Origin of the sequence: Streptomyces sp. NPDC101166 (assembly GCF_044768125.1) — a bacterium.
GTDB lineage: Bacteria > Actinomycetota > Actinomycetes > Streptomycetales > Streptomycetaceae > Streptomyces.
In genome coordinates this window covers 223,888-244,464 of record NZ_JBIWPF010000010.1, presented here as the reverse complement: position 1 = coordinate 244,464, position 20,577 = coordinate 223,888, and the positions used below count along the sequence as shown (strand labels likewise).

Sequence of the window (20,577 nt, the reverse complement as noted above, 5' to 3'; positions counted from 1 at the left end):
GCGCATGAGACAGGCCCGCGCGGACGAGTACGCGGACTTCGCTGCGGCGCGGACGGGGCAGTTGTACCGGTCCGCTTGTCTGCTCACCGCGGGGGACACGCACCTCGCCGAGGATCTGGTTCAGGAGACCCTCGGCAGGCTGTACGTCCGCTGGGGGCGCGTCGTGCGCGCCGACAACCCCGCCGCGTACGCCCAGACCGTCCTCACCCGCACCTTCCTCGCGCACCAGCGCCGGCGCAGCAGCGGCGAGCGCGCCGTGGACGTCGTCCCCGAACGCGCCGCCGGCGCGGGAGTCGACGTGACGCTGCGGTTGACGCTGATGCAGGCCCTCGGCCGGCTGCCCGCCAAGGACCGGGCCGTCCTCGTCCTGCGGTACTGGGAGGACCGGTCCGTGGAGGAGACGGCCGGGGCCATGAACGCCAGTTCCGCCGCCGTGCGCACTCGGTGCGTACGGGCTCTCGGCCGGCTGCGGGAGCTGCTGGGCGAGGACATCGGCGAGTACGCGCGACCGTAGTCGCGTCACGCCCGCACACGACCCCCACGACTTCTCTCATCACTTCGAGCCACGGAAACCGGTGGTGTGCCATGCCCGTTGACCAGTTCCCCGACCCCTTCGAGGACCAGCTCTCCGTCGCCCTGCGCGACGCGGGCGGCTCCTTCGACACCGACCGGGCGGCGCTCGCCGCCGCCGGCCAGGCGCGTGGTCGCCGGCTGCGGCTGCGGCGGCGGGCCGCCGTCGCGGGGGGTGCGGCAGGGCTCGCCCTCGTGGGGGTGGGCGGTGCCCTGCTCGTACCGTCCGACAGCAGTCCGCAGCCGGCCGAGTCCTCCGTCGCGGCGAAGGGTACGGCCACGCCCCGAGCGGGCGGGTTCTCCGCCCGCGAAGTGGTCAAGACGCTCGAGAAGCTGCTGCCGGGGGGCACGTTCAGCGGCCAGGAGGGCCGGGGGACGGCCGATGAGGCCGGACCGCTCGCCTACGTCGTGTACGACGACGGCAAGGGCCCGGCGGCCGTCTCCGTGGGGCTGGGCCGGATCCCGACGGGCCGCGGCTTCGACCCGGCCCACGAGGTGCTGCCGTGCCCGGAGACGGGCGAGGGCGCGCCGTCCGGGCTGGACAGCTGCGAGTCCGGCACGCTGCCCGACGGGTCCGCGATCACCGTCTTCAAGGGGTACGAGTACCCCGACCGGCGCGCGGACACCAAGGCGTGGGGGGCGGAGCTGATCACGCCGTCCGGACAGCGGGTGAACGTGTCCGAGTGGAACTCCCCGGCGGAGAAGGGCAAGCCGGTCAGCCGTCCCGAGCCGCCGCTGGACACGGCGGGGCTGAAGAGGCTCGCCGCGGCGACGGAGTGGCGCCGGATCATCGACGCCGTGCCCCAGCCGACCAAGGCGCCGGTCGCGTCGCCGAGCGCGGACCGGGGCGTGGGGCTCCAGCGGATCCTCGGCGTCCTCACCGCCCGGCTGCCCAAGGACGTGAAGGTCCTCTCGCGCGGCGGGCAGGAGCCGGAGTACGGCTACGTCGTCGTCGACGACGGCAAGGGCCGCGGCTACGTCGAGATCAACGTGCAGCCGAACATGCTGGACGTCGCCGACTCTCTGTACCAGGGGGCCGAGACCCTTCCCGACGGCACCCGGGTGAAGACCCGTCAGCAGCCGGACGAGAAGGGGCGCGCCGGGGTCGTCATGTGGACCGTCGACACCATGCGCAAGGACGGCAAGCGGGTCGTGGTCAGCGCCTACAACGCGGCCGGCCTGAAGACGGGGGCGACCCGGCCGGAACCGGTCCTCACCATGCAGGAGTTGAGGGACATCGCCCTCGCCCCGCACTGGGACTCGATCGGCCGCTGATCAGCCGCCTCCCGCCGGCCGGCCTCCGCACACGGCCGGCCGGCGGGATGGGGCGACCCGCCGTTCCGTGGGCTGCCACTCGTGCGGCGAACGGGAGTCACGGGGCGCTGACCTGGGGCAGCTACGGCCGCATGCCGGGGAACAGGGCGCGGGCGCGGTGGGGGTCGGGGGCGACGAAGGTCCCGTCGGCCGTGACGAGTTGCGTGCCGGGATCCGCCCGGCTCGTGATCGAACCGCTCACCAAGATCTTGCGGTCGTTCGTGCCGGTGACGCGCGCGAGGATTCGCAGGGGCGTCTCCAGCGGGACCGGTCGGTGATAGCGCGTCTGGAGGGAGACGGTCAGGCCGGGCATGTCGGCTGCCGCGCAGGCGCGGCCCATGAGTTCGTCCAGGAGCATCGCGCTCATGCCGCCGTGGCCGTAGCCGGGCGGTCCTTCGTGAGCGATGCCGAGGGTGCACTCGCCGATCAGGCCGTCGTCGGCGGGCGTGACCCGCATCGGCGGGGCGAGCGGGCTGCCGACTCCGCTGACCGGGCTGTAGATCCGGGTGCCGTTGGGGAATTCGTCGACTTCGGGGATCTCGCCCCTCGCGCGTGGGCGCCCGGTGAGCTGTCCGGTGAGGGTGCGCACGCCGTCCGCCATGCGGTGGAGGGTCGCAGGGGAGGCGGCGGTGCGGACGGTGGCTTCCACCAAGGCGCGCAGTTCGTCGCCGAGGCGGTTGATGGCCGCCTTCTGGCGTTCCAGCTCCGGTGTGCCGGCGGCCGGCGGGTCGGTGAGGGAGGTGTGCATCGGGCTTCCGGGTGTGCTGGGGCGGTGGGGCGGCATCCGGGACGGTCAGACGTCCGCGCGGACGAAGACCGGTTTCAGATGCTTTTCCGGGAGGGCGTTCGGCAGGTCGTCCCAGTCGATGACGTGGGAGACGACCTTCCCGGGGTCGACCTCGCCGGCGGCGGCGAGTGCGAGGGCTTCTGGGATGTGGGCGCGTACGTTGTCGCGGGCGATGCGCAGCGTGACGCCGGTGAGATACATGTCGAGCAGGGGCAGTTCGCCGGGGCGGAAGTGGTTGCCCGCGCTCTCGCAGATCCCTTCCGGGGCGAGGCACTTGACGGTGGCGGCGAGCTGGTCGACCCGTCCGGTGGCCTCCACGGCGAGGTCGTAGCCCCGCGGGACCGACTCCAGGGACTCGGCGGTGACGGCTCCGAAGCCCCGTGCGAGTGCGCGGTGTTCGGGGTCGGGGTCGACGTAGAGCACGTCACAGGCGCCGAGCGCGCGGGCGATGTCGCAGACGTAGAGGCCGATGCTCCCGCGGGCGACGACCAGGACGCGGGCTCCGGGGCGGTCCTTGAGGTGGGGTGCGATCAGGCGCCAGGCCAGGGACCAGTTGTCGCTGGCGGAGGCCATGGCGACCGGGTCGAGGCCGGCGGGCAGGGGCACGAGCATGGCGTCGGCGTACGGGACGCGGACCAGGTCGGAGAAGAGTCCGCCCCAGTTCCCGCCGACGGGTGCGCCGTACATGGCCATGTAGGGCACGGCGGTGCAGTGCGCGGTGAGCCCGGCCCGGCAGCGGTCGCAGTCGCCGCAGTTGATGGACCACGGGACGACGACGAGATCGCCGGGGGCGACGGCAGTGACCGCGTCGCCGGTTTCCACGACCCTGGCGACGCACTCGTGGCCGAGGGCGAAGGGCGGGGCGACGAAGCCGTGGCCGGCGAGGATGGAGGAGTCGACATCGCAGGGAGTGGCAGCGACCGGAGCGACGATCGCGTCGTCGCTCGACCGGATCGTGGGGTCGGGCGCTTCTCGCCATTCGACGGTGCGCCGGGCGACGTAGGTCAGTTCACGCATCGGTGCGCTCCCCCTTCGCCATGGCCACCAGGTCGGCGTAGCGGATGACGGCGCCGCCCGCGCCCCAGGTGCCGTCGGGCTGCTCGTGCACCAGGACCCACACCCGCAGGGCGTCGTCCGGGCAGAGGCCGGCCGCGGACAGGACGGTCTTCGTCGCCTCCTCGACCAGGCCGGCCTTTCGGCGCTCGGACAAAGCCCCCTGCGGGACGGTGACTTCCACCAGGAATCGTGGCGCGTCGTCCTCGGCCGTGGTCTGCGCGCCCTCGGGCGTTTCGACGAGGTAGCTCCACGCCTGGGCGCGGAAGAAGGCGGTGTCGGGGGCGCCCTCCCAACGCAGCAGCACGGCGGCGAGGTTCCGCTGGACGGTGGTGCGGCCCTCCTCGCTCAGAGAACCGGTGGGGGCGGTCAGTCGGATCATGGGCATGGCGACTCCTTCGCTCTTCGAGGGCCACTCGTTATGACGATCGTCATAACGAGTGGCCACCGTAGACTATGACGATCGTTATAGCCAGAGGGGACGCGCCCGGGCGGCCAGGAGCACTACGCCGTCACGCGAGAGGAGGCGGAGCAGTCCGCGCGGCCAGCGACGCTCAAGCGCTGACGCGGACGCGGACGCGGTTCACGCGCCGAGTGCGGCGCGGACGGCTTCGGCCTTCTCCTCGGTGAACACGCCGCTGCCCAGGAGGGAGAGCACGGAGAGTACGCCGCCGCGTGACCCCCAGCTGCCCTCGTCGATCACCCGGAAGGTGACCCACCAGGCCGGCGAGGGCTCCGGGAGTCCACAGGCGTCGGCCATCGCGGCCAGGACGCGCTCGACGACCTCGGCTCGAACCTCGTCCCGCCAGTCCCCGTCCATCACCGTCACATCGATCGCCATGACGTCGGCGTCCGGGCCGGCGTCGGTGAGGAGCCGCCCGCCGATGGCCATCATGTCGGCCTCACGCTCCACGAAGTGCACTTGGAATCCGACCCTCGCGGCGGGGGCGAACTGCCCGACCTCGGGAACGAGGACCGCGTCCGTCAGCGTCTCGGCAAGCTTGCGGCGCTGCTCCTGGCTCAGGCGGCCCTTCAGGGCGCTCACCGTGATGATCGTCACGACACACTCCTATGACAGTCGTTATAGACGGCGGTCAGGCTACACCTCGCCTATAACGACTGTCATACCGGTGTTGCGGACACTCAGTCGGAGATGACAGCCGAGCGGCCGATCCACTCGCTCCCGTGCACCGCCCGGTGCATGAAGGCGGCGACGTCCGCCCGGCTGATCGTCGGGTTGCCCTTCATCGGCAGCCGGTCGTCCGCGCGGTACGTGCCCCTGGCCGGGCCGTGGGTCAGCCGGGTCGGGTAGACCACGGTCCAGTCCAGCCCGCTGGCGCGGATGGCGTCGTCGGCGATCTCCTTGTTGGCGTAGATCGAGCGCAGCAAGGTCCGGTAGATGGCCTTCTGGGGCACGCTCGCCCACGCGAGGGTGTGGCCGACCCCGAAGGACGACAGCCACACCGCACGGGACACGCCGGTCTCCTGCGCGGCCGCGATCAAAGCCGCCGAGGCGCGCGCGAAGAGGTCGTCGGCGACCACCGAAGTGCCCCGGCCGAGGGCGGAGACGACGGCGTCCTGCCCGGCCAGGGCGGCGGAGACGTCGTGGCGGGAGGTCGCGTCTCCGGTGAGCACCGTGACCTGACCCGCCGGCTCCCCCAGCCCGGCCGGGTCGCGGACCAGGGCGGTGACCTGGTCGCCTGCGCGCAGGGCCAGGTCGATGAGGTGGCGGCCGGTGGGACCGGTCGCTCCGAGGACCAACAGCTTCATGACATGGTGCCTTTCATCCGCGGGGTCGGGTCGGTGTCACGCGAGGCCGGCGAGGTCTTCCCCGGGCACATCCCGCATCCGGAGGTGGATCACCAGGGCATCTCACCGTGACGGTCACGGAAGGTTCCGGTCGGTCCGTCCGCCCCGAGGGTGGCGAGTTCGACGATCGCGTCGGTCCCCTCGGTCACCGTCTGCGGGCCGCTGTGTCCGTTGAAGTCGGTCGCGGTGTAGCCCGGGTCGGCCGCGTTCACCTTCAGGTCCGGCCAGGACTTCGCGTACTGCGTGGTCAGCATGGTCACAGCGGCCTTCGACGCCGTGTAGAGCGGCGCGACGGCTCGGCCCTCGACGCGCCCCGGGTCATGGGTGGCCGCGAACGACCCCATGCCGCTGGACACATTGACGATGACCGGGTTCGCGGACTTGCGCAGCAGCGGCAGGAACGCGTGCGTCACCCGGACGATCCCCACGACGTTGACCTCGAACACCTCGCCGGCGTCAGCGGCCGTGATCTCGTCGGCGGGGTGGTGTGTCCCGAAGACGCCGGCGTTGTTGATCAGGACGTCGACGCCGCCCTCGCGGGCCTCGACGTCGGCGACGGCCGCGGCCACCGAGGCCTCGTCCGTCACATCGATCTGGATGAACCGGGCGCCGAGCGCGTCGGCGGCCGCCTGGCCACGCTCCGGATCACGAGCGCCGACGAGGACGGTGTGACCGGCCTCGATCAGGCGGCGGGCGGTCTCGTACCCGAGGGACTTGTTGGCTCCTGTGATGAATGTCGTCGTCATGCGTTCACTCTCGGCCCGTGACGAGAGGACAACCAGTGCCCTGGGCGACGGTAGGACCGCCAGTACCAGGCACATCGGCTGTCCGGCGGACACAATGGTCGAGTGGACGAAACCCTTGGCACGGCATTGCGCCGCTGGCGCGACCGGCTTTCCCCCCTCGACGTCGGGCGGACTTCGCGGCCCGGACGCCGTGCGGTGGGGTTGCGACGCGAGGAACTGGCCGAGCTCGCAGGGCTGTCGGTCGACTATGTGGTGCGGCTGGAGCAGGGGCGCGCCACGAGCCCTTCGGCGCAGGTCGTCGCGAGCCTGGCCAGGGCCCTGCAACTGCAACCCGTGGAGCGCGATCACGCCTACCGGCTGGCCGGCCTCCTCCCTCCCCAGGAGGGGACGGTCTCCACGCATGTTCCGGCGGGGGTCCAACGGATGCTGGCCCGCCTCGGAGGGTTCCCCGTGGGCGTGTTCAGCGCCGACTGGACCTTGCTGTCCTGGACTCCCGCGTGGGCGGCGCTGCTGGGCGACCCCAGCGGACGGACACACGCCGAGCGGAACCTGGTGCGGGCGGTCTTCGCCGCGGGCCCCTCAGGGCTCGCGGCCTGGCCCGTGCTCCAGGACGGCGACGCCCTCGGCCCCGCCCTCGTGGCCGACCTGCGCACGGCTCTCGTCGACTACCCCCGCGACCGTGGACTGATCGACCTCGTCGAGGAACTGAACTCCACCAGTGCGGAGTTCACCAGGCTGTGGGACGAGGGTGCGGTCGGTCCGCACGTCTCGGCCCGCAAGACCATCGTGCACCCCCAGGTCGGTGAGGTGACATGCGACTGCGACGTGCTCACCGTCCCGGGCTGCGACGTCCGCCTCGTCGTCTACACGGTGGCCGCGGGTTCCGCCGATGCGGAAAAGCTGGAGTTCCTGCGGGTCACGAACGGCGTCCGCGCCGACGGCTCCTCGCCTCCGGGGCCCAGCCTGTACTCCAGGCCATAGCGTGATCGGGCCGGCCGGATCTCGTCCAGCACGCAGAGGCAGGGTCCGTCGGTGAACTCGCGGCACCCGCCGGAGAGAGCGCGGCTCAGAAGAAGTCGGCCCAGGGCTGGTCCCAGACCTGCTTCACGCACAGCACCAGGAACAGCAGCCCCGCCGCCGCGAGCATCACGTTGCTCAGCGGGCCGTTGCGCCATTCCCGGGGCGTGCGGGCCGAGTTGAGCAGCCAGATCAGCGTCAGGGCGAGGAACGGCAGGAAGGCCGCGCCCAGCACCCCGTACAGGATGATCAGCCGGAACGGCTGGCCCTGGAAGAGGAGCACGATCGGCGGGAACGTCAGCCACAGCAGGTACAGCCGGAAGGGCCACGAGCGCTCCCGCTCGCCCGAGGCGACCTCGGCGCCCGTCGCGCTGTCGCCCCGGCGAGAGCGGGCCACGAAGTCGGCGAACATCAGGCTCACGCCGTGCCAGACGCCGATGAGGGAGGTGAAGGAGGTGGCGAAGAAGCCGACGAGGAAGAACGTGGCGGTGGCCGAACCGTACTCCTCCTCCAGGATGTCGCCGAGCTGGATCAGCCCCTTGTCGCCGCTCGCGATGGCCACGTTCGCCGAGTGCAACAGCTCGGCCCCGACGAAGAGCATCGCGACGACGAAGACGCCTGTGGTGGCGTACGCGACCCGGTTGTCCAGGCGCATCACCTTCATCCACCCGGTGTCGGTCCAGCCCTTGGCGTTGACCCAGTAGCCGTACGCGGCGAGCGTGATGGTGCCGCCCACGCCGCCGATCAGGCCGAGGGTGTTGAGGACGGAGTCCTTCTCGTCGGGAAGGACCGGCAGCAGGCCGGCGAGGGCGTCCGGGAGGTTGGGGGTGACGCGGACCGCCAGGTACACCGTCACCGCGAACATGACGCCGACCAGGACCGTCATGACCTTCTCGAAGACGGCGTACTTGTTGAACCAGACGAAGACCAGGCCGACCAGTCCGCAGGCGACGGCCCACCATCGCAGGTCCATCACGCCGGGGAACAGCGCCTGCAGCGGCAGCGCGCTGGACGACATCGCCGCTGCCCCGTACACGAACCCCCAGACGACGACGTAGGCGACGAAGAACCAGCTCGTCCAGCGGCCGAGGCTCGCCCAGCCGTCGAAAAGGGTGCGCCCGGTGGAGAGATGCCAGCGGCCGGCCGCTTCCGCGAGGGAGATCTTCACCAGACAGCCGGCTACGGCCGCCCACAGCAGGGTGTAGCCGAAGTTGCTGCCGGCGATGAGGGTGGCGACCAGGTCGCCGGCGCCGACGCCGGTCGCGGCGACGACGATGCCGGGGCCGATGTGGCGCCAACTGGACTTGCGGGGGGATGTGGTGCGGTCGGTGCCGGATGCTGCCTCGGAGTGCGTGGGGTTTCCCGTGGTGTCCGCCATGAAGGTCAAGGAACAGCAAAGCCGCTCCGTCCGCAAGAGGACACGCTATTGACCTGACCATGTCATGCCTCGACGATGAGCGACACCCCGCACGCCGCACACAGCAAGCGCACAGCAGCAGCACGTCGCACGCAGGACCACCCCCGCTCCACTCCCCACACGTCCGGCGACCCCGGACTCCCGGAGAACCGAGGAGACTTCATGCGACTTCGCATACGCGGCTCAGGCGCACGACACGCAGACGGCCGCCCCGGCGCACCGGACGGCCGCAGTGCCCGCGGCGGACGGACCGCCGCCCTCGCTGCCCTGCTGGCCCTGGCCCTCGCCGCGCCCCTCTCGGCGACCGCCACCGACGCCGCCGCGCGCAGCGCCCCCAAGGCCGCGCCCGCCGCCGACGACGTCCGCCAGTACGAGATCCACGTCCCCCACAGCACCCCGCAGACCCGCACCGCCATCGCCGCCTCCGGGGTGAGCGTGGACGAGGCCGACGAGGAGACCGTCGTCGTCTCCGGCCGCGCCGACCAGATCGGCAAGCTGCGCGCCCAGGGGTACGAGGTCGCGCTCCTGGGCTCCGCGCCGGACCGCGCCGCCGGGGGCGGGGCCCGGCTCTACGACTTCCCCTCCGCCGACTCCCGCTACCACAACTACGCCGAGATGAACGCGGAGATCGACCAGCGGATCGCGGCCCACCCGAGCATCATCAGCAAACGGGTGATCGGGAAGTCGTACCAGGGCCGGGACATCGTCGCCGTCAAGATCAGCGACAACGTCGCCTCCGACGAGGCCGAGCCGGAGGTGCTGTTCACCCACCACCAGCACGCCCGTGAGCACCTCACCGTCGAGATGGCGCTCTACCTGATCCGCGAGCTGGGCGCCGGCTACGGCACCGACGCACGCATCACGAACATGGTGAACAGCCGGGAGATCTGGATCGTCCCGGACGTCAACCCGGACGGCGGCGAGTACGACGTCGCGACCGGCTCCTACCGCTCCTGGCGCAAGAACCGCCAGCCCAACTCCGGTTCATCGAACGTCGGTACGGACCTCAACCGCAACTGGGCCTTCCGCTGGGGCTGCTGCGGCGGCTCCTCCGGCTCGACGTCCTCCGAGACCTACCGGGGCCCGGCGGCCGAGTCCGCGCCCGAGGTGAAGGTGGTCTCCGACTTCGTGCGCGGCCGGGTCGTCGGCGGCGTGCAGCAGATCAAGGCCGGCATCGACTTCCACACCTACAGCGAACTGGTGCTGTGGCCCTTCGGTTTCACCTACTCGGACACCACCACCGGGATGACGGCGGACGACCGCAACGCCTTCGCCACGGTGGGCCGTTCGATGGCCGCGAGCAACGGCTACACGCCCGAGCAGTCGAGCGACCTGTACATCACCGACGGGTCGATCGACGACTACCTCTGGGGCGCCCACAAGATCTTCGGGTACACCTTCGAGATGTACCCGGGCTCTGCGGGCGGCGGCGGCTTCTACCCGCCCGACGAGGTCATCGAGCGGGAGACCGCGCGGAACAGGGACGCGGTGCTGCAACTGCTGGAGAACGCCGACTGCATGTACCGGTCCATCGGCAAGGCGGCGCAGTACTGCGGCTAGAGCCGGTGAACCTTTCCGGTCACGGCACTGGGCCACGGAGCCGGGTGCGCGGGGTCCCGTGCACCCGGCTGTCCTACCGGTCGTCGCCTTCCGGCTCTGCCGGCCCTTCGGGTTCCGTCGGCTCCGCGGGGGCCTCGTCCTCGAAGTAGGCGTCCAGCACCTCGTCGAGGCGCTCGTCCCACTCCTTGAAGCGGTCCCTGGCCGTCGCCTCGATCTCGATCGGGTACCAGCGGCGGTCAGGGGTGTGGACCGTGACGGTGTACCGCTTGCCGAAGCGGGGCGTCTCCGTCTCCACGGCGCCGATCTCGTCCCAGCGGAACTCGCACTCCTCCTCGTCGAGGCGGAGCCGGACGCCCCTGGCGTCGGCGACGATCCGCGCCCGCCGGTCGGAGGCCTCGAAGACAGGGCCGTCGGGCGTCTCCCGCTCCGCATCGGCGGTCTCGTCGGCCGCTTCCGGCGTCCGCGCCGTCGCGGACTCACCGGCGTCGGCCTTCTCTGCCTCGGACGCCTCGGACGCCTCGGACTTCGCCGCCTCGGCGGCCCCCGCCCTCGCGTCCTCCGGCCTGCCGTCCTCCGGCCTGTCGTCCTCCGGCTCGACGGTCACGGGCGACGTGAGCCCGGGGATGAATGCCGGGTCGAATCCGGCGCCCTCCAGGGGCTGGCTGCTCGAACCTATGCGCTGCTCCACACCGGGCAGTATGGTCGACGATCCTGTGCCGGACACAGCCCGCCCCGAACTTCGTTATGAGACGCCTACTTCAGGCGGTCGGGGGGTCAAGCGGTCAGAGGGGGGCGACCCGTCGCCCCGAGCGCGGCCTCGCCCGGCGGGGATGTCGGACAGGAGCGGACGACATACGCGACTAACGTGAGGCAGTAGCGACAAGGCAGATCAGGAGGCTCTCGATGAGCAGCGAAGCGCTCGCCCGTCTCGCCGGGGAACGAGTCGACCACCGCTTCAGGGGCCTCCCCCCGGACGCCGACGGCATCACCTTGGGCGAACTCGCCGCCCAGCGCCGCAACCTCTTCACCGACGGCTTCACCACCCCCGTCCTGGTCCTGTCCGCCGAGCGCCTGGAGCACAACCTGCGCCTGATGGAGACGTACGCGATCCGTCACGGCCTCGCCTTCGCCCCGCACGGCAAGACGACAATGGCGCCCCGGCTCTTCCAGCGGCAGCTCGACCACGGCGCCTGGGGCATCACTCTCGCCGCCCCCCACCAGGTGCGCGTGGCAAGGGAGTTCGGCTTCCAGCGGGTGTTCCTCGCCAACGAGGTCGTGGATGCGGCCGCGCTGCGCTGGATCTCCGCCGAGCTCGACGCGGACGACGACTTCCGTCTCCTCTGCTACGTCGACTCGGTACGCGGCGTCGAACTGATGGACGCGGCGCTGCGCGGCGCGCGGCGGCCCGTGGACGTCGTGGTCGAACTGGCCGCCGGGGAGGGCGCCCGCACGGGCGTGCGGACGGAGGCGGAGTGCGCGGCGGTCGCGGACGCGGTCGCGGCCACGACGACCTTGCGGCTGGTCGGTGTCGCCGGCTACGAGGCCTCGGTGCCGGACGCGTCCCCGGAGCGCGTGCGGGCCTGGCTGCGGCGGCTGGTCGCCCTCGCCATGGGTTTCGACGAGGCGGGACGCTTCCCGGGCCTGGACGAGATCGTGGTCAGCGCGGGCGGCAGCGAGTGGTTCGACGTGGTCGCCGAGGTCTTCGCGGAGATCCCCGAACTCTCCGTCCCGGTACTGAAGTTGCTGCGATCGGGCGCGTACGTCTCGCACGACGACGGCCATTACCGCGAGCTCACCCCGTTCAACCGGGTCCCCGAGGAGGGCGCCCTGGAACCGGCGCTCCGCCTGTGGACACAGGTGCTCTCCCGGCCCTCGCCCGAGCAGGCGTTCGTGAACGGCGGCAAGCGGGACGCCGGCCACGACATGGACCTCCCCGTCGCCCGGGTGATCCGCCGGGACGGCGCGGAACGCCCCGCGACCGGCGTCACCGTCACCGCACTGTCCGACCAGCACGCCTGGCTGCGCACCCTGCCCGAGGCGGACGTCGAGGTCGGCGACTGGGTGGGCCTCGGCCTGTCCCACCCGTGCACGACCTTCGACAAGTGGCCGGTGATCCCGCTGACCGAGGCGGACGGCACGGTCGTCGACTACATCCGCACCTTCTTCTGAGGAACGCGAGGATGGAAGACCTCGTCATCCGGGACGCGGACGTCGTCGACGGCTCCGGCGGACCGTCGTACCGCGCCGATGTGGTGGTCGACGACGGAAGGATCGTCGCGATCGTCCAGGAGGCCGCGGCGGCGGGCTGTCAACGCCCGAGCGCGATGCGCGAGTTGGACGCGGATGGCCTGGTCCTCTCCCCTGGCTTCATCGACATGCACGCCCACAGCGATCTGGCGCTGCTGTGCGACCCCGACCACAGCGCCAAGGCCGCGCAGGGCGTGACCCTCGAAGTCCTGGGCCAGGACGGCCTGTCGTACGCCCCGGTCGACGACCGGACACTGGCCGGGGTGCGCCGGGCGATCGCCGGGCGGGACGGCCACGGCGGCGACGTCGACTTCGACCTCGACTTCGACCTCGACTTCGACTGGCGTTCGGTGGGCGAGTACCTGGACCGGCTGGACCACGGCGTCGACGGGAGGGGCATCGCGGTCAACGCGGTCTATCTGATTCCCCAGGGGGCGGTGCGGGCGCTCGCCGTCGGCTGGGAGGACCGGGCGGCGACACCCCGGGAGCTGGAGCGGATGCGGCTGCTGGTGGCGGAGGGCATGGAGCAGGGCGCGGTCGGCATGTCCTCCGGGCGGACGTACTCGCCCGGCAGGTATGCCGGGGGCGCCGAACTGACCGAACTGTGCCGGGTGGTGGCGTCGTACGGCGGCTACCACTGCACGCGTCACCGCTCCTGCGGCCCGGGCGCGGTCGACGCGTGCGCGGACATGGTGGAGGTCGCCCGCAACTCCGGCTGCCCGCTCCATCTCGCGCAGGCCACACCGGACTTCGGCGTGAACGAGGGCCGGGCCCCGCGGTTGCTGTCCCTGCTGGACGAGGCGCTGGCGGCCGGCGTCGACATCACCCTCGACACCTGTGCCCACACCTCCGGCTGCACGACGCTGGCCGGACTGCTGCCGAGCTGGGCGGGCGAGGGCGGCCCGGAGGCGGTCCTCGCCCGATTGGCGGACGACGCGACCGCCGACCGGATCCGTCACGAGCTGGAGGTCGTGGGCTCCGACGGCTGCCACGGCGTGCCCGTCGACTGGGACACGGTCGAGATCTCCGGGGTGACGGCCGCGCACCTCGCCGACCACGTGGGCCGCACGGTCCGGGAGTCGGCGGACCTGCGCGGCGAGGCGCCCTGGACGACGGCGCGCCGGCTGCTCGTCGAAGACCGGCCGGCCCCGGCGATCCTCCACCAAGTGGGGCACGAGGAGGACGTCCGCGCGATCATGCGGCACCGTGTCCACACCGGCGGGTCCGACGGCATCCCGCACGGCGCGGAACCCGACCCTCGCGCTTACGGCACGTTCCCGCACTACCTCGGCCACTGCGTGCGGGAGTCGGGCGTGCTGTCGCTGGAGGAGTGCGTCGCCCATCTCACCTCCCGCCCGGCGGCCCGGCTGCGCCTGCCGGACCGGGGCCTGGTCCGCGAGGGCTACCGCGCCGACCTGGTCCTCTTCGATCCGCGCACCGTCGCGACCGGCTCCGTCCACGCCGCCCCGCGCACGCTGTCCACCGGTATCCCGCACGTCCTGATCGACGGCCGTTTCGTCATCGAGGACGGCCGTCGCACGGACACGCTCGCGGGCCGGGCGATCCGTCGCAGTCCCGTGTGACGGAGCGCCCTTCAGGGCTTACGGCTTGGGCACCGCGCAGCCGGCCGCGTTCAGGTTGAGCTGGTTGCCGCTGGTGAAGCAGGCGGCGAACAGGTACGTCTCCTGGGCGTAGTTGATGCCCTTGCGGACGGTGACGTTGCCGTTCGCGTCGACCTCGCAGGGGTTGTTCTCGGTGCAGCGCCCGCCGTCCTCGTTGCCGGTGTTGTTCACCGCGACGACCTTGCCGGTGGCCTGGTCGATCACCGGGGAGCCGGAGGTGCCGCCGATGGTCTGGCAGGCGGAGGTGTAACGGACCGAGTCCTTCCAGGTCCAGTCGCCCTCCTTCATCCGGTACACGAACCCGTCGATGTTGCAGCTGTACATCCGCTTCCAGTAGCCGGAGGCCACGGTGATGGCGGTGCCGGCCGTCGGGTGGGTGTCCTGGACGGTGAGCGCGTTGATGCCGTACGAGTTGCGGATCGTCGCGTAGCTGCTGGTCAGCTGGTAGATCGCGGCGTCGGTGTCGGTCATGGTGCCGTAGGCGATCTTGCTGGCGCGCAGGGTGGCGACGCGGGTGCCGGCGGAGTTGAGCAGGCCGAAGGAGCGGGTGGACGCCCGGTTGACGAGCACCTCGCCGGGCTCCGGGAAGCCGCTCTCCAGGCAGTGGCCGTTGGTGAGGACCAGCGCGGGCGCGGTGTCCAGGGAGTTGGGGAAGCGCACGACGGAACCGGAGCAGTTGCTGAGCGCGACGGTCCCGGCGAAGGTGACGGCCTTGAGGGTCGGCGAGGCGGCGGCCGGCTTGGCCGCGGTGCTCGCGGCGGCCGCCGTGGCGGCGGGGGCGGTGGTCGTGGAGGCCGGCGCCGCGGTCGCGGGCGCCGCGCCGGCCCCGGCGATCGCCAGGGCGAAGAGCGCGGCGACGAGAGGCTTGCTCATGTGGGGGGTCCCCTCTGCATGACAGGGCGACCGGAGATCTTCCGGCCGCCCACTGGCTTGTCATGCGCATTGTTAGCGCGAGGGAGGGAGAGAACAAGCAGTGGCTTTCAGCCACGGGAGGCTCTAGCGGCGGCTCTTGGACGTCCCCTGTCCGCGCCCCTTCCCCTTCGCCCGCTCGGAGGGCGTGGCCGGCGAGGACGCCGAGGCGGCGGGCGCCGAACTCGTGGCGTCCCCGGCCGAGGGCGAGGCCTCGGCCGCGGAGGCCTCGGTCGCCGCGGCCGAGGAGGACGGAGCGACCCGGGGAGCGGGCGTCTGCGCACCGGGGCCGCCGGGAGCGCTCACCGCCACGGAGGGGGACGCGGGCTCCGCCGGGCCGGCGGGGCCGTCCGTCGCCGAGCGCGTGCCCTCCGGGCCGGTCCGCCGGGCGCCTTCGGGACCCGAGGAGAAGCCCAGCGCCGCGACCACCGCACCCACGGACACCAGCCCCACGGCCCCCGCCGCGAGCCCCGTTCGCCGTGAGCGCCGCCCTCCGGCCCGGCGCGCCTCGCGCCGTCGGCCGGCCCGGCCCGCCGAAGGGCCGACGGCGCCGGCCGGGGGGCCGACGCGGGGCAGCTCGGCCGTCTCGTCATAGGCGTTCTGCCAGCCGTGGGCGGCGGCCGGATCCGCGTACGCGTCGTACGCCGGCGCGTCCGCCCCCCTCGGGAGGTACACGTTCGGCGGAACCCGGGGGGTTCCTCTTTCACCAGGCCTGGACATGGCCGCGCATTCTAGAGACCAGTGGGGCCCTTGGGACAGCGAGCGGCGATACCCGCCCAAAACACTCGTCCCACGTGGCGGAAAACACCCCCCGAGAGGCGTTACCGAGCCGTAAGCTCCCAGACATGCAGGTGATCCAGTCGACCAAGCTCGCCAACGTCTGTTACGAGATCCGGGGGCCGGTTCTCGAGGAGGCGATGCGCCTGGAAGCGGCGGGGCACCGCATCCTGAAGCTGAACACCGGCAACCCGGCCGCCTTCGGCTTCGACTGCCCGCCGGAGATCCTGGAGGACATCCTCCGCAACGTCTCCTCGGCGCACGGCTACGGCGACGCCAAGGGCCTGCTGGCCGCCCGCCGCGCGGTCGTCATGCACAACCAGACCCTCGGCATAGAGACGGACGTCGAGCACGTCTTCATCGGCAACGGCGTCTCCGAGCTGATCGTGATGGCGATGCAGGGCCTGCTGGACGACGGCGACGAGGTGCTCGTCCCCGCCCCGGACTACCCGCTGTGGACCGCCGCCGTCTCCCTCTCCGGCGGCACGGCCGTGCACTACCGCTGCGACGAGCAGTCCGACTGGATGCCCGACCTCGCCGACATCGAACGCAAGGTCACCGACCGCACCAAGGCGCTCGTCATCATCAACCCGAACAATCCCACGGGCGCGGTGTACGACGAGGCCATGATCCGCGGGCTCACGGACATCGCCCGCCGCCACAACCTCCTCGTCTGCTCGGACGAGATCTACGACAAGATCCTCTACGACGGCGCCACGCACACCCCGACCGCCGCGATCGCCCCCGACCTGCTCACCCTCACCTTCAACGGCATGTCGAAGGCGTACCGGGTGGCCGGCTACCGGGTCGGCTGGATGTCGATCTCCGGCCCGCGCGCCCACGCCGACTCCTACATCGAGGGCCTGACGATCCTGGCCAACATGCGGCTGTGTGCGAACATGCCGGGACAGCACGGCGTGGTGGCCGCCCTCAGCGGCCGCCAGACCATCGACGACCTGGTGCTGCCCGGCGGGCGACTGCGGGAGCAGATGGACACCGCCTACGAGCTGCTGACGCAGATCCCGGGCGTGACGTGCGTACGCCCGAAGGGTGCGCTGTACCTCTTCCCGCGCCTGGACCCGACGGTGTTCAAGATCAAGGACGACCGGCGGATGGTCCTGGACCTGCTGCGCCGCGAGAAGATCATGGTGGTTCAGGGCACGGGCTTCAACTGGCCCGAGCCGGACCACTTCCGGGTGGTGACCCTGCCGACGGTGACGGACCTGCGGGACGCGGTCGGCCGGATCGGCCGCTTCCTGGACGGCTACAGCCAGCACTGACGCCGGACACGGGCGGCAGGCACCAACCCCGGGCACGGGCGGCACCGGCCCCGGAACATGTTCAGCGGCGAACCGAACCAATTTCACCCTCGACTCAACTTTAGACGCAATCCAAGCTAGGATGGTTTCCTGGAAACGCTCAGGAGGCCCTCCCATGTACGAACCGATCCGCACCAAGTCGGTCCATAGCACGGTGGACGGGCCCAACCCCGGCTTCCCGCACCGGTCCCGCGAGGAGGAGCTGGACATCCAGCTCGCGGGCCATCTCGCGGCCCTCCTCGCCGTCACCGACGAACTGCGCGGCCTGACGCCGTCCGCCGACCTGGACACCGCGGCGGAGCGGCTCGCCCAGCAGGTGGGCCGGCTGCGCGGCGGGCGGGCTCCGGCCCGCTCCACGACCTCCGGAGCCGGCGCGCCCCAGGCGGCGGCACTGCACCGGCGGGCGCACACCCTCGCCGGACGCGCCCTCGTCGTCGCCGCCTCCCGGGCCGACACGGCGGTCGCGATCCTCACGGCGGAGCGCATGGACGCCCACTCCGCCGCGCTGGCGGACGAGCGACTGGCCACCGCCGGCTGACCGACCCCGCCCCGGGTCCCCCTCGACGGCCCCGGTCCGCGTGCACCCGCAGCGACGCGCGGACCGGGCGCCATCCGCACCCATGAGCTGCGTCCGCGTCAGCGGGCGCCTTCTGCGTACATTCGGGTGGACTGCGCGCCCCGGGGCCCGCCGGACGACGGCGGCGTCGGCGCGGCCTCGTAACGTCAGCGGAGAATACGCCGAGCGGTCGCGGCCGGTCCCAGAAGCCGTTCCCCGCACCAAAAGTGCCGGAATCCCGCTCCGACCGCCTGGCTCCCCCTGATCGAGACCAGCAGGGAGCATCAGATGACGTCGACCGCGACGCCCAGGTTCTCCGTCTTCACCCCCAGCCACCGGCCCCGGTTCCTCGACGAGTGCCTGGCGACCCTGCAGGCGCAGACCTGCCCGGACTGGGAATGGATCGTCCTGCTCAACAACGGGGCCCGCTGGCGGCCGGAACACCCCGACGACAGGGTCCGGGTGGAGATCGCCGACGACGCCGTCGGCGTCGGAGCGGCCAAGCGCAGGGCCTGCGAACTGGCCCGGGGCGAGATCCTCGTGGAACTCGACCACGACGACCTGCTGGCGAAGGCGTGCCTGGCGGAGCTCGGCGAGGCCTTCGACGCGCATCCCGACGCCGTCTTCGTCTACAGCAACACCGCGCAGATCACCGAGGACGGCAAGCGGGACGACAGCCGTTTCAACGAGGCGCACGGCTGGCACTACGAGGACGTGCGCGTCGACGGCCGCAAGCTGCTGCAGGTCCGGTCCATGGCGCCGACGCCGCACAACGTCGCCTACATCTGGTATGCGCCCAACCATGTGCGGGCGTTCCGCAAGGAGGCCTACGAGAAGTCCGGGGGCTACGACGCGACCCGCACGGTGCTGGACGACCAGGACCTGATGTGCCGCCTCTTCCACGTCGGCGACTTCCACCACATCCCCCGCTGTCTGTACCTCCAGCGGATGCACCCCGCGAACACCCAGCGGGACCCGGAGATCAACGCGTACATCCAGCGTGAGACGGTCGCTCTGTACGACAAGTACATCGAGGCCAACGCCCTCTCCTGGACGTACCGCAAGGGGCTCCTCGCGCTGGACCTCGGCGCGGCCCGCCGCAAGCCGCCCGGCTACACGGGCGTCGACAAGCAGCCGGGCGAGGGGGTCGACATCGTCGCCGCCCTGCCCGACAGACTGGACCTGCCCGACGACTCCGTCGGTCTGGTGCGGGCCGTGAACTTCCTCGAGCACGTGCCCGCGAAGGTGCCGTTGATCAACGAGCTGTACCGGCTGCTGGCCCCCGGCGGCATGCTCCTCACCACGACGCCCAGCTCCGACGGCCGCGGCGCGCACCAGGACCCGAGTCATGTCGCGTACTACAACGAGAACTCGTTCTGGTACTACACGGACGACCAGTACCGCACCTACGTGCCCGACCTCGAGGCACGGTTCCAGAGTTCGCGGCTGGCCACCTGCTTCCCGTCCGAGTGGCACTCCGAGAAGAACATCTCGTACGTGATCGCCAACCTCATCGCGATGAAGGACGGCGCCGAGCGGTGCGGCGGGCCGCTGCTGGTCTAGGCCCCTCGCCCCCTCGACACCCGTTCGGCCGATGCGGCGTGTCACCACTCGAACGGCGCCCCCTCGGCCTGAGCCTCGGGGGCGCCGCGCAGAGGGGTTACGGCACCACGGCACACACCACGTAGGTGGTGACGGTGGCTCCCTCTCCGGTGACCGTGCCCTGCCACCCGGTGGGAGGCGTGACGGCGGTACCGCCGGTCGGGACGCTCCCCATGAGGACGCCCGTGGTCGTCAGAGCCCCGCCGCCCGTGGCGACGTCGTTGTCGAGGCAGTCGGCGGTCGCGATTCCGACACCGGTGCCGGTGATCACGTAGGAACTGCCGACCGTGCCCTGAGCACCCTGCGCGCCCTGAGCACCCTGGGCTCCCTGAGCTCCTTGCGCGCCCTGCGCGCCCTGGGCTCCCTGAGCTCCTTGCGCGCCCTGCGCGCCCTGGGCTCCCTGAGCGCCCTGGGCTCCCTGAGCACCCTGGGCTCCCTGAGCTCCTTGCGCGCCCTGAGCACCCTGAGCACCCTGAGCGCCGTCGGCACCAGCAGCACCCTGAGCACCCTGGGCTCCTTGCGCGCCCTGAGCACCCTGAGCACCCTGCGCGCCCTGAGCACCCTGCGCGCCCTGAGCACCCTGCGCGCCCTGAGCACCCTGAGCACCCTGAGCACCCTGAGCACCCTGCGCGCCCTGAGCACCCTGCGCGCCCTGAGCACCCTGGGCTCCCTGGGCTCCCTGCGGGCCCTGCGGGCCCGGCTTGCCGGGCTTGCCCTGGGGGCCGCGCGGGCCCTGGGGGCCACGGTCGTGACCGCCGTGTCCACGGCCGTCGTTGCCGTAGTCCAGGGCGCTCGCCCGAAGCACCGGGGCCTGGCCGGCCGCGCCGGCCCGGCGGATCGCGTCGGCGATGACGCCGGTGGGGGCGTTGTTCGCGCGCAGGTGCGTCGCGGCGCGGCCGCCGCCGGACCCGTGCATCGCGTCGGCGACGGCCACCGTGCTCGGGACAACGCTGAGGGCGACGGCGACCGCGCCCACCGACACCATGGTGGCGGATCTCAGGCGCGCGATTCGAATCGTTCTACGGTTCAAGAGAACCTTCCTCACGGAAGAGGGATCAGACCGCCAGCATGCGTTTCACACGCTTCGTCTCGCTTGCGTGCCTCATCCCCTTGCGGACACAGACGAGGCAGTTCTTCCCTTTTCATGAAGAATGATTATGTGTTCGCCCTCCTCGTGGACAAGGATCACCCGAGCGGCGCGTGCACCTTTGGCGACCGCCCGCCACACCTCCAAAAGGATGGAATCGGACAGCGCGAGCCGACCGCCGCGAA

General features: G+C 71.7%; 20 protein-coding genes. 9 read left to right on the top strand and 11 right to left on the bottom strand.

All coding sequences use genetic code 11. The features are described 5' to 3' along the window. Window positions 1–4 precede the first annotated feature (4 nt). Window positions 5–514 (top strand): SigE family RNA polymerase sigma factor, encoded by a 510-nt coding sequence (locus ACIRS4_RS19790; RefSeq protein ID WP_404197333.1) that lies wholly within the window; start codon window positions 5–7, stop codon window positions 512–514. 71 nt (window positions 515–585) lie between these two features. Continuing rightward, window positions 586–1,845: a hypothetical protein gene (locus ACIRS4_RS19785; protein ID WP_404197330.1), complete on the top strand. Its 1,260-nt coding sequence runs from the start codon at window positions 586–588 to the stop codon at window positions 1,843–1,845. 121 nt (window positions 1,846–1,966) lie between these two features. Here ACIRS4_RS19785 and ACIRS4_RS19780 read toward each other — a convergent pair whose 3' ends face one another. From ACIRS4_RS19780 to ACIRS4_RS19755, 6 genes are all read right to left on the bottom strand, one after another. Then, complete coding sequence (locus ACIRS4_RS19780) at window positions 1,967–2,632, bottom strand: PaaI family thioesterase (protein WP_404197327.1); 666 nt, start codon at window positions 2,630–2,632, stop codon at window positions 1,967–1,969. Between the two features lie 45 nt (window positions 2,633–2,677). Continuing rightward, entirely contained in the window at window positions 2,678–3,688 is a 1,011-nt protein-coding gene (locus ACIRS4_RS19775) for a zinc-binding dehydrogenase (RefSeq protein ID WP_404197324.1), read from the bottom strand. Then, a complete protein-coding gene (locus tag ACIRS4_RS19770; RefSeq protein ID WP_404197321.1) occupies window positions 3,681–4,112 on the bottom strand; it encodes a 4-oxalocrotonate tautomerase family protein in 432 nt (143 codons plus the stop codon). Before ACIRS4_RS19770 ends, ACIRS4_RS19775 begins: the two co-directional genes overlap by 8 nt. A gap of 195 nt (window positions 4,113–4,307) precedes the next feature. Then, window positions 4,308–4,784 (bottom strand): 4-oxalocrotonate tautomerase family protein, encoded by a 477-nt coding sequence (locus ACIRS4_RS19765; RefSeq protein ID WP_404197319.1) that lies wholly within the window; start codon window positions 4,782–4,784, stop codon window positions 4,308–4,310. 83 nt (window positions 4,785–4,867) lie between these two features. Then, window positions 4,868–5,494, bottom strand: coding sequence for an NAD(P)-dependent oxidoreductase (locus tag ACIRS4_RS19760; protein ID WP_404197317.1), 627 nt, complete (start codon window positions 5,492–5,494; stop codon window positions 4,868–4,870). Window positions 5,495–5,583: 89 nt separating this feature from the next. After that, the gene (locus ACIRS4_RS19755; protein ID WP_404197315.1) at window positions 5,584–6,279 is read right to left on the bottom strand and encodes an SDR family NAD(P)-dependent oxidoreductase; all 696 of its coding nucleotides are present in this window, start codon (window positions 6,277–6,279) and stop codon (window positions 5,584–5,586) included. Window positions 6,280–6,381: 102 nt separating this feature from the next. Between ACIRS4_RS19755 and ACIRS4_RS19750 the strand changes: the two genes are divergently transcribed. Beyond that, window positions 6,382–7,260, top strand: a complete 879-nt coding sequence (locus tag ACIRS4_RS19750) for a helix-turn-helix transcriptional regulator (RefSeq protein ID WP_404197313.1) — start codon at window positions 6,382–6,384, stop codon at window positions 7,258–7,260. Between the two features lie 85 nt (window positions 7,261–7,345). On the opposite strand, the gene ACIRS4_RS19745 is transcribed toward ACIRS4_RS19750, so the two are convergent. Further along, a complete protein-coding gene (locus tag ACIRS4_RS19745) occupies window positions 7,346–8,674 on the bottom strand; it encodes an Nramp family divalent metal transporter (protein WP_404197311.1) in 1,329 nt (442 codons plus the stop codon). 201 nt (window positions 8,675–8,875) lie between these two features. On the opposite strand from ACIRS4_RS19745, the gene ACIRS4_RS19740 reads away from it, so the two are divergent. Continuing rightward, entirely contained in the window at window positions 8,876–10,273 is a 1,398-nt protein-coding gene (locus ACIRS4_RS19740) for a M14 family metallopeptidase (RefSeq protein WP_404197309.1), read from the top strand. 73 nt (window positions 10,274–10,346) lie between these two features. Here the strand turns inward: ACIRS4_RS19740 and ACIRS4_RS19735 are convergent, their stop codons facing one another. After that, window positions 10,347–10,961, bottom strand: coding sequence for a hypothetical protein (locus ACIRS4_RS19735; protein ID WP_404197307.1), 615 nt, complete (start codon window positions 10,959–10,961; stop codon window positions 10,347–10,349). A gap of 215 nt (window positions 10,962–11,176) precedes the next feature. Here ACIRS4_RS19735 and ACIRS4_RS19730 point away from each other — a divergent pair, with 215 nt between their 5' ends. Together ACIRS4_RS19730 and ACIRS4_RS19725 are read left to right on the top strand one after the other, a co-directional pair. Then, the gene (locus ACIRS4_RS19730) at window positions 11,177–12,442 is read left to right on the top strand and encodes an amino acid deaminase (protein ID WP_404197304.1); all 1,266 of its coding nucleotides are present in this window, start codon (window positions 11,177–11,179) and stop codon (window positions 12,440–12,442) included. 11 nt (window positions 12,443–12,453) lie between these two features. After that, a complete protein-coding gene (locus ACIRS4_RS19725) occupies window positions 12,454–14,103 on the top strand; it encodes an amidohydrolase family protein (RefSeq protein ID WP_404197301.1) in 1,650 nt (549 codons plus the stop codon). An 18-nt stretch (window positions 14,104–14,121) separates the two neighbouring features. Here ACIRS4_RS19725 and ACIRS4_RS19720 read toward each other — a convergent pair whose 3' ends face one another. Both ACIRS4_RS19720 and ACIRS4_RS19715 read right to left on the bottom strand, forming a co-directional pair. Further along, window positions 14,122–15,015, bottom strand: coding sequence for a trypsin-like serine peptidase (locus ACIRS4_RS19720; protein ID WP_404197299.1), 894 nt, complete (start codon window positions 15,013–15,015; stop codon window positions 14,122–14,124). Between the two features lie 123 nt (window positions 15,016–15,138). Beyond that, window positions 15,139–15,726, bottom strand: coding sequence for a hypothetical protein (locus ACIRS4_RS19715; protein ID WP_404197297.1), 588 nt, complete (start codon window positions 15,724–15,726; stop codon window positions 15,139–15,141). 170 nt (window positions 15,727–15,896) lie between these two features. Here ACIRS4_RS19715 and ACIRS4_RS19710 point away from each other — a divergent pair, with 170 nt between their 5' ends. The 3 genes from ACIRS4_RS19710 to ACIRS4_RS19700 all read left to right on the top strand — a co-directional run bounded on the left by ACIRS4_RS19710 (window position 15,897) and on the right by ACIRS4_RS19700 (window position 19,266). Continuing rightward, on the top strand, window positions 15,897–17,108 hold the full coding sequence (locus ACIRS4_RS19710; RefSeq protein WP_403812013.1) for a pyridoxal phosphate-dependent aminotransferase: 1,212 nt from the start codon (window positions 15,897–15,899) through the stop codon (window positions 17,106–17,108). Between the two features lie 154 nt (window positions 17,109–17,262). Beyond that, complete coding sequence (locus tag ACIRS4_RS19705) at window positions 17,263–17,685, top strand: hypothetical protein (protein WP_404197294.1); 423 nt, start codon at window positions 17,263–17,265, stop codon at window positions 17,683–17,685. Between the two features lie 306 nt (window positions 17,686–17,991). Further along, a complete protein-coding gene (locus ACIRS4_RS19700; protein ID WP_404197292.1) occupies window positions 17,992–19,266 on the top strand; it encodes a glycosyltransferase in 1,275 nt (424 codons plus the stop codon). A gap of 97 nt (window positions 19,267–19,363) precedes the next feature. Here the strand turns inward: ACIRS4_RS19700 and ACIRS4_RS19695 are convergent, their stop codons facing one another. After that, a complete protein-coding gene (locus tag ACIRS4_RS19695; RefSeq protein WP_404197289.1) occupies window positions 19,364–20,335 on the bottom strand; it encodes a hypothetical protein in 972 nt (323 codons plus the stop codon). Between the last annotated feature and the right edge of the window lie 242 nt (window positions 20,336–20,577).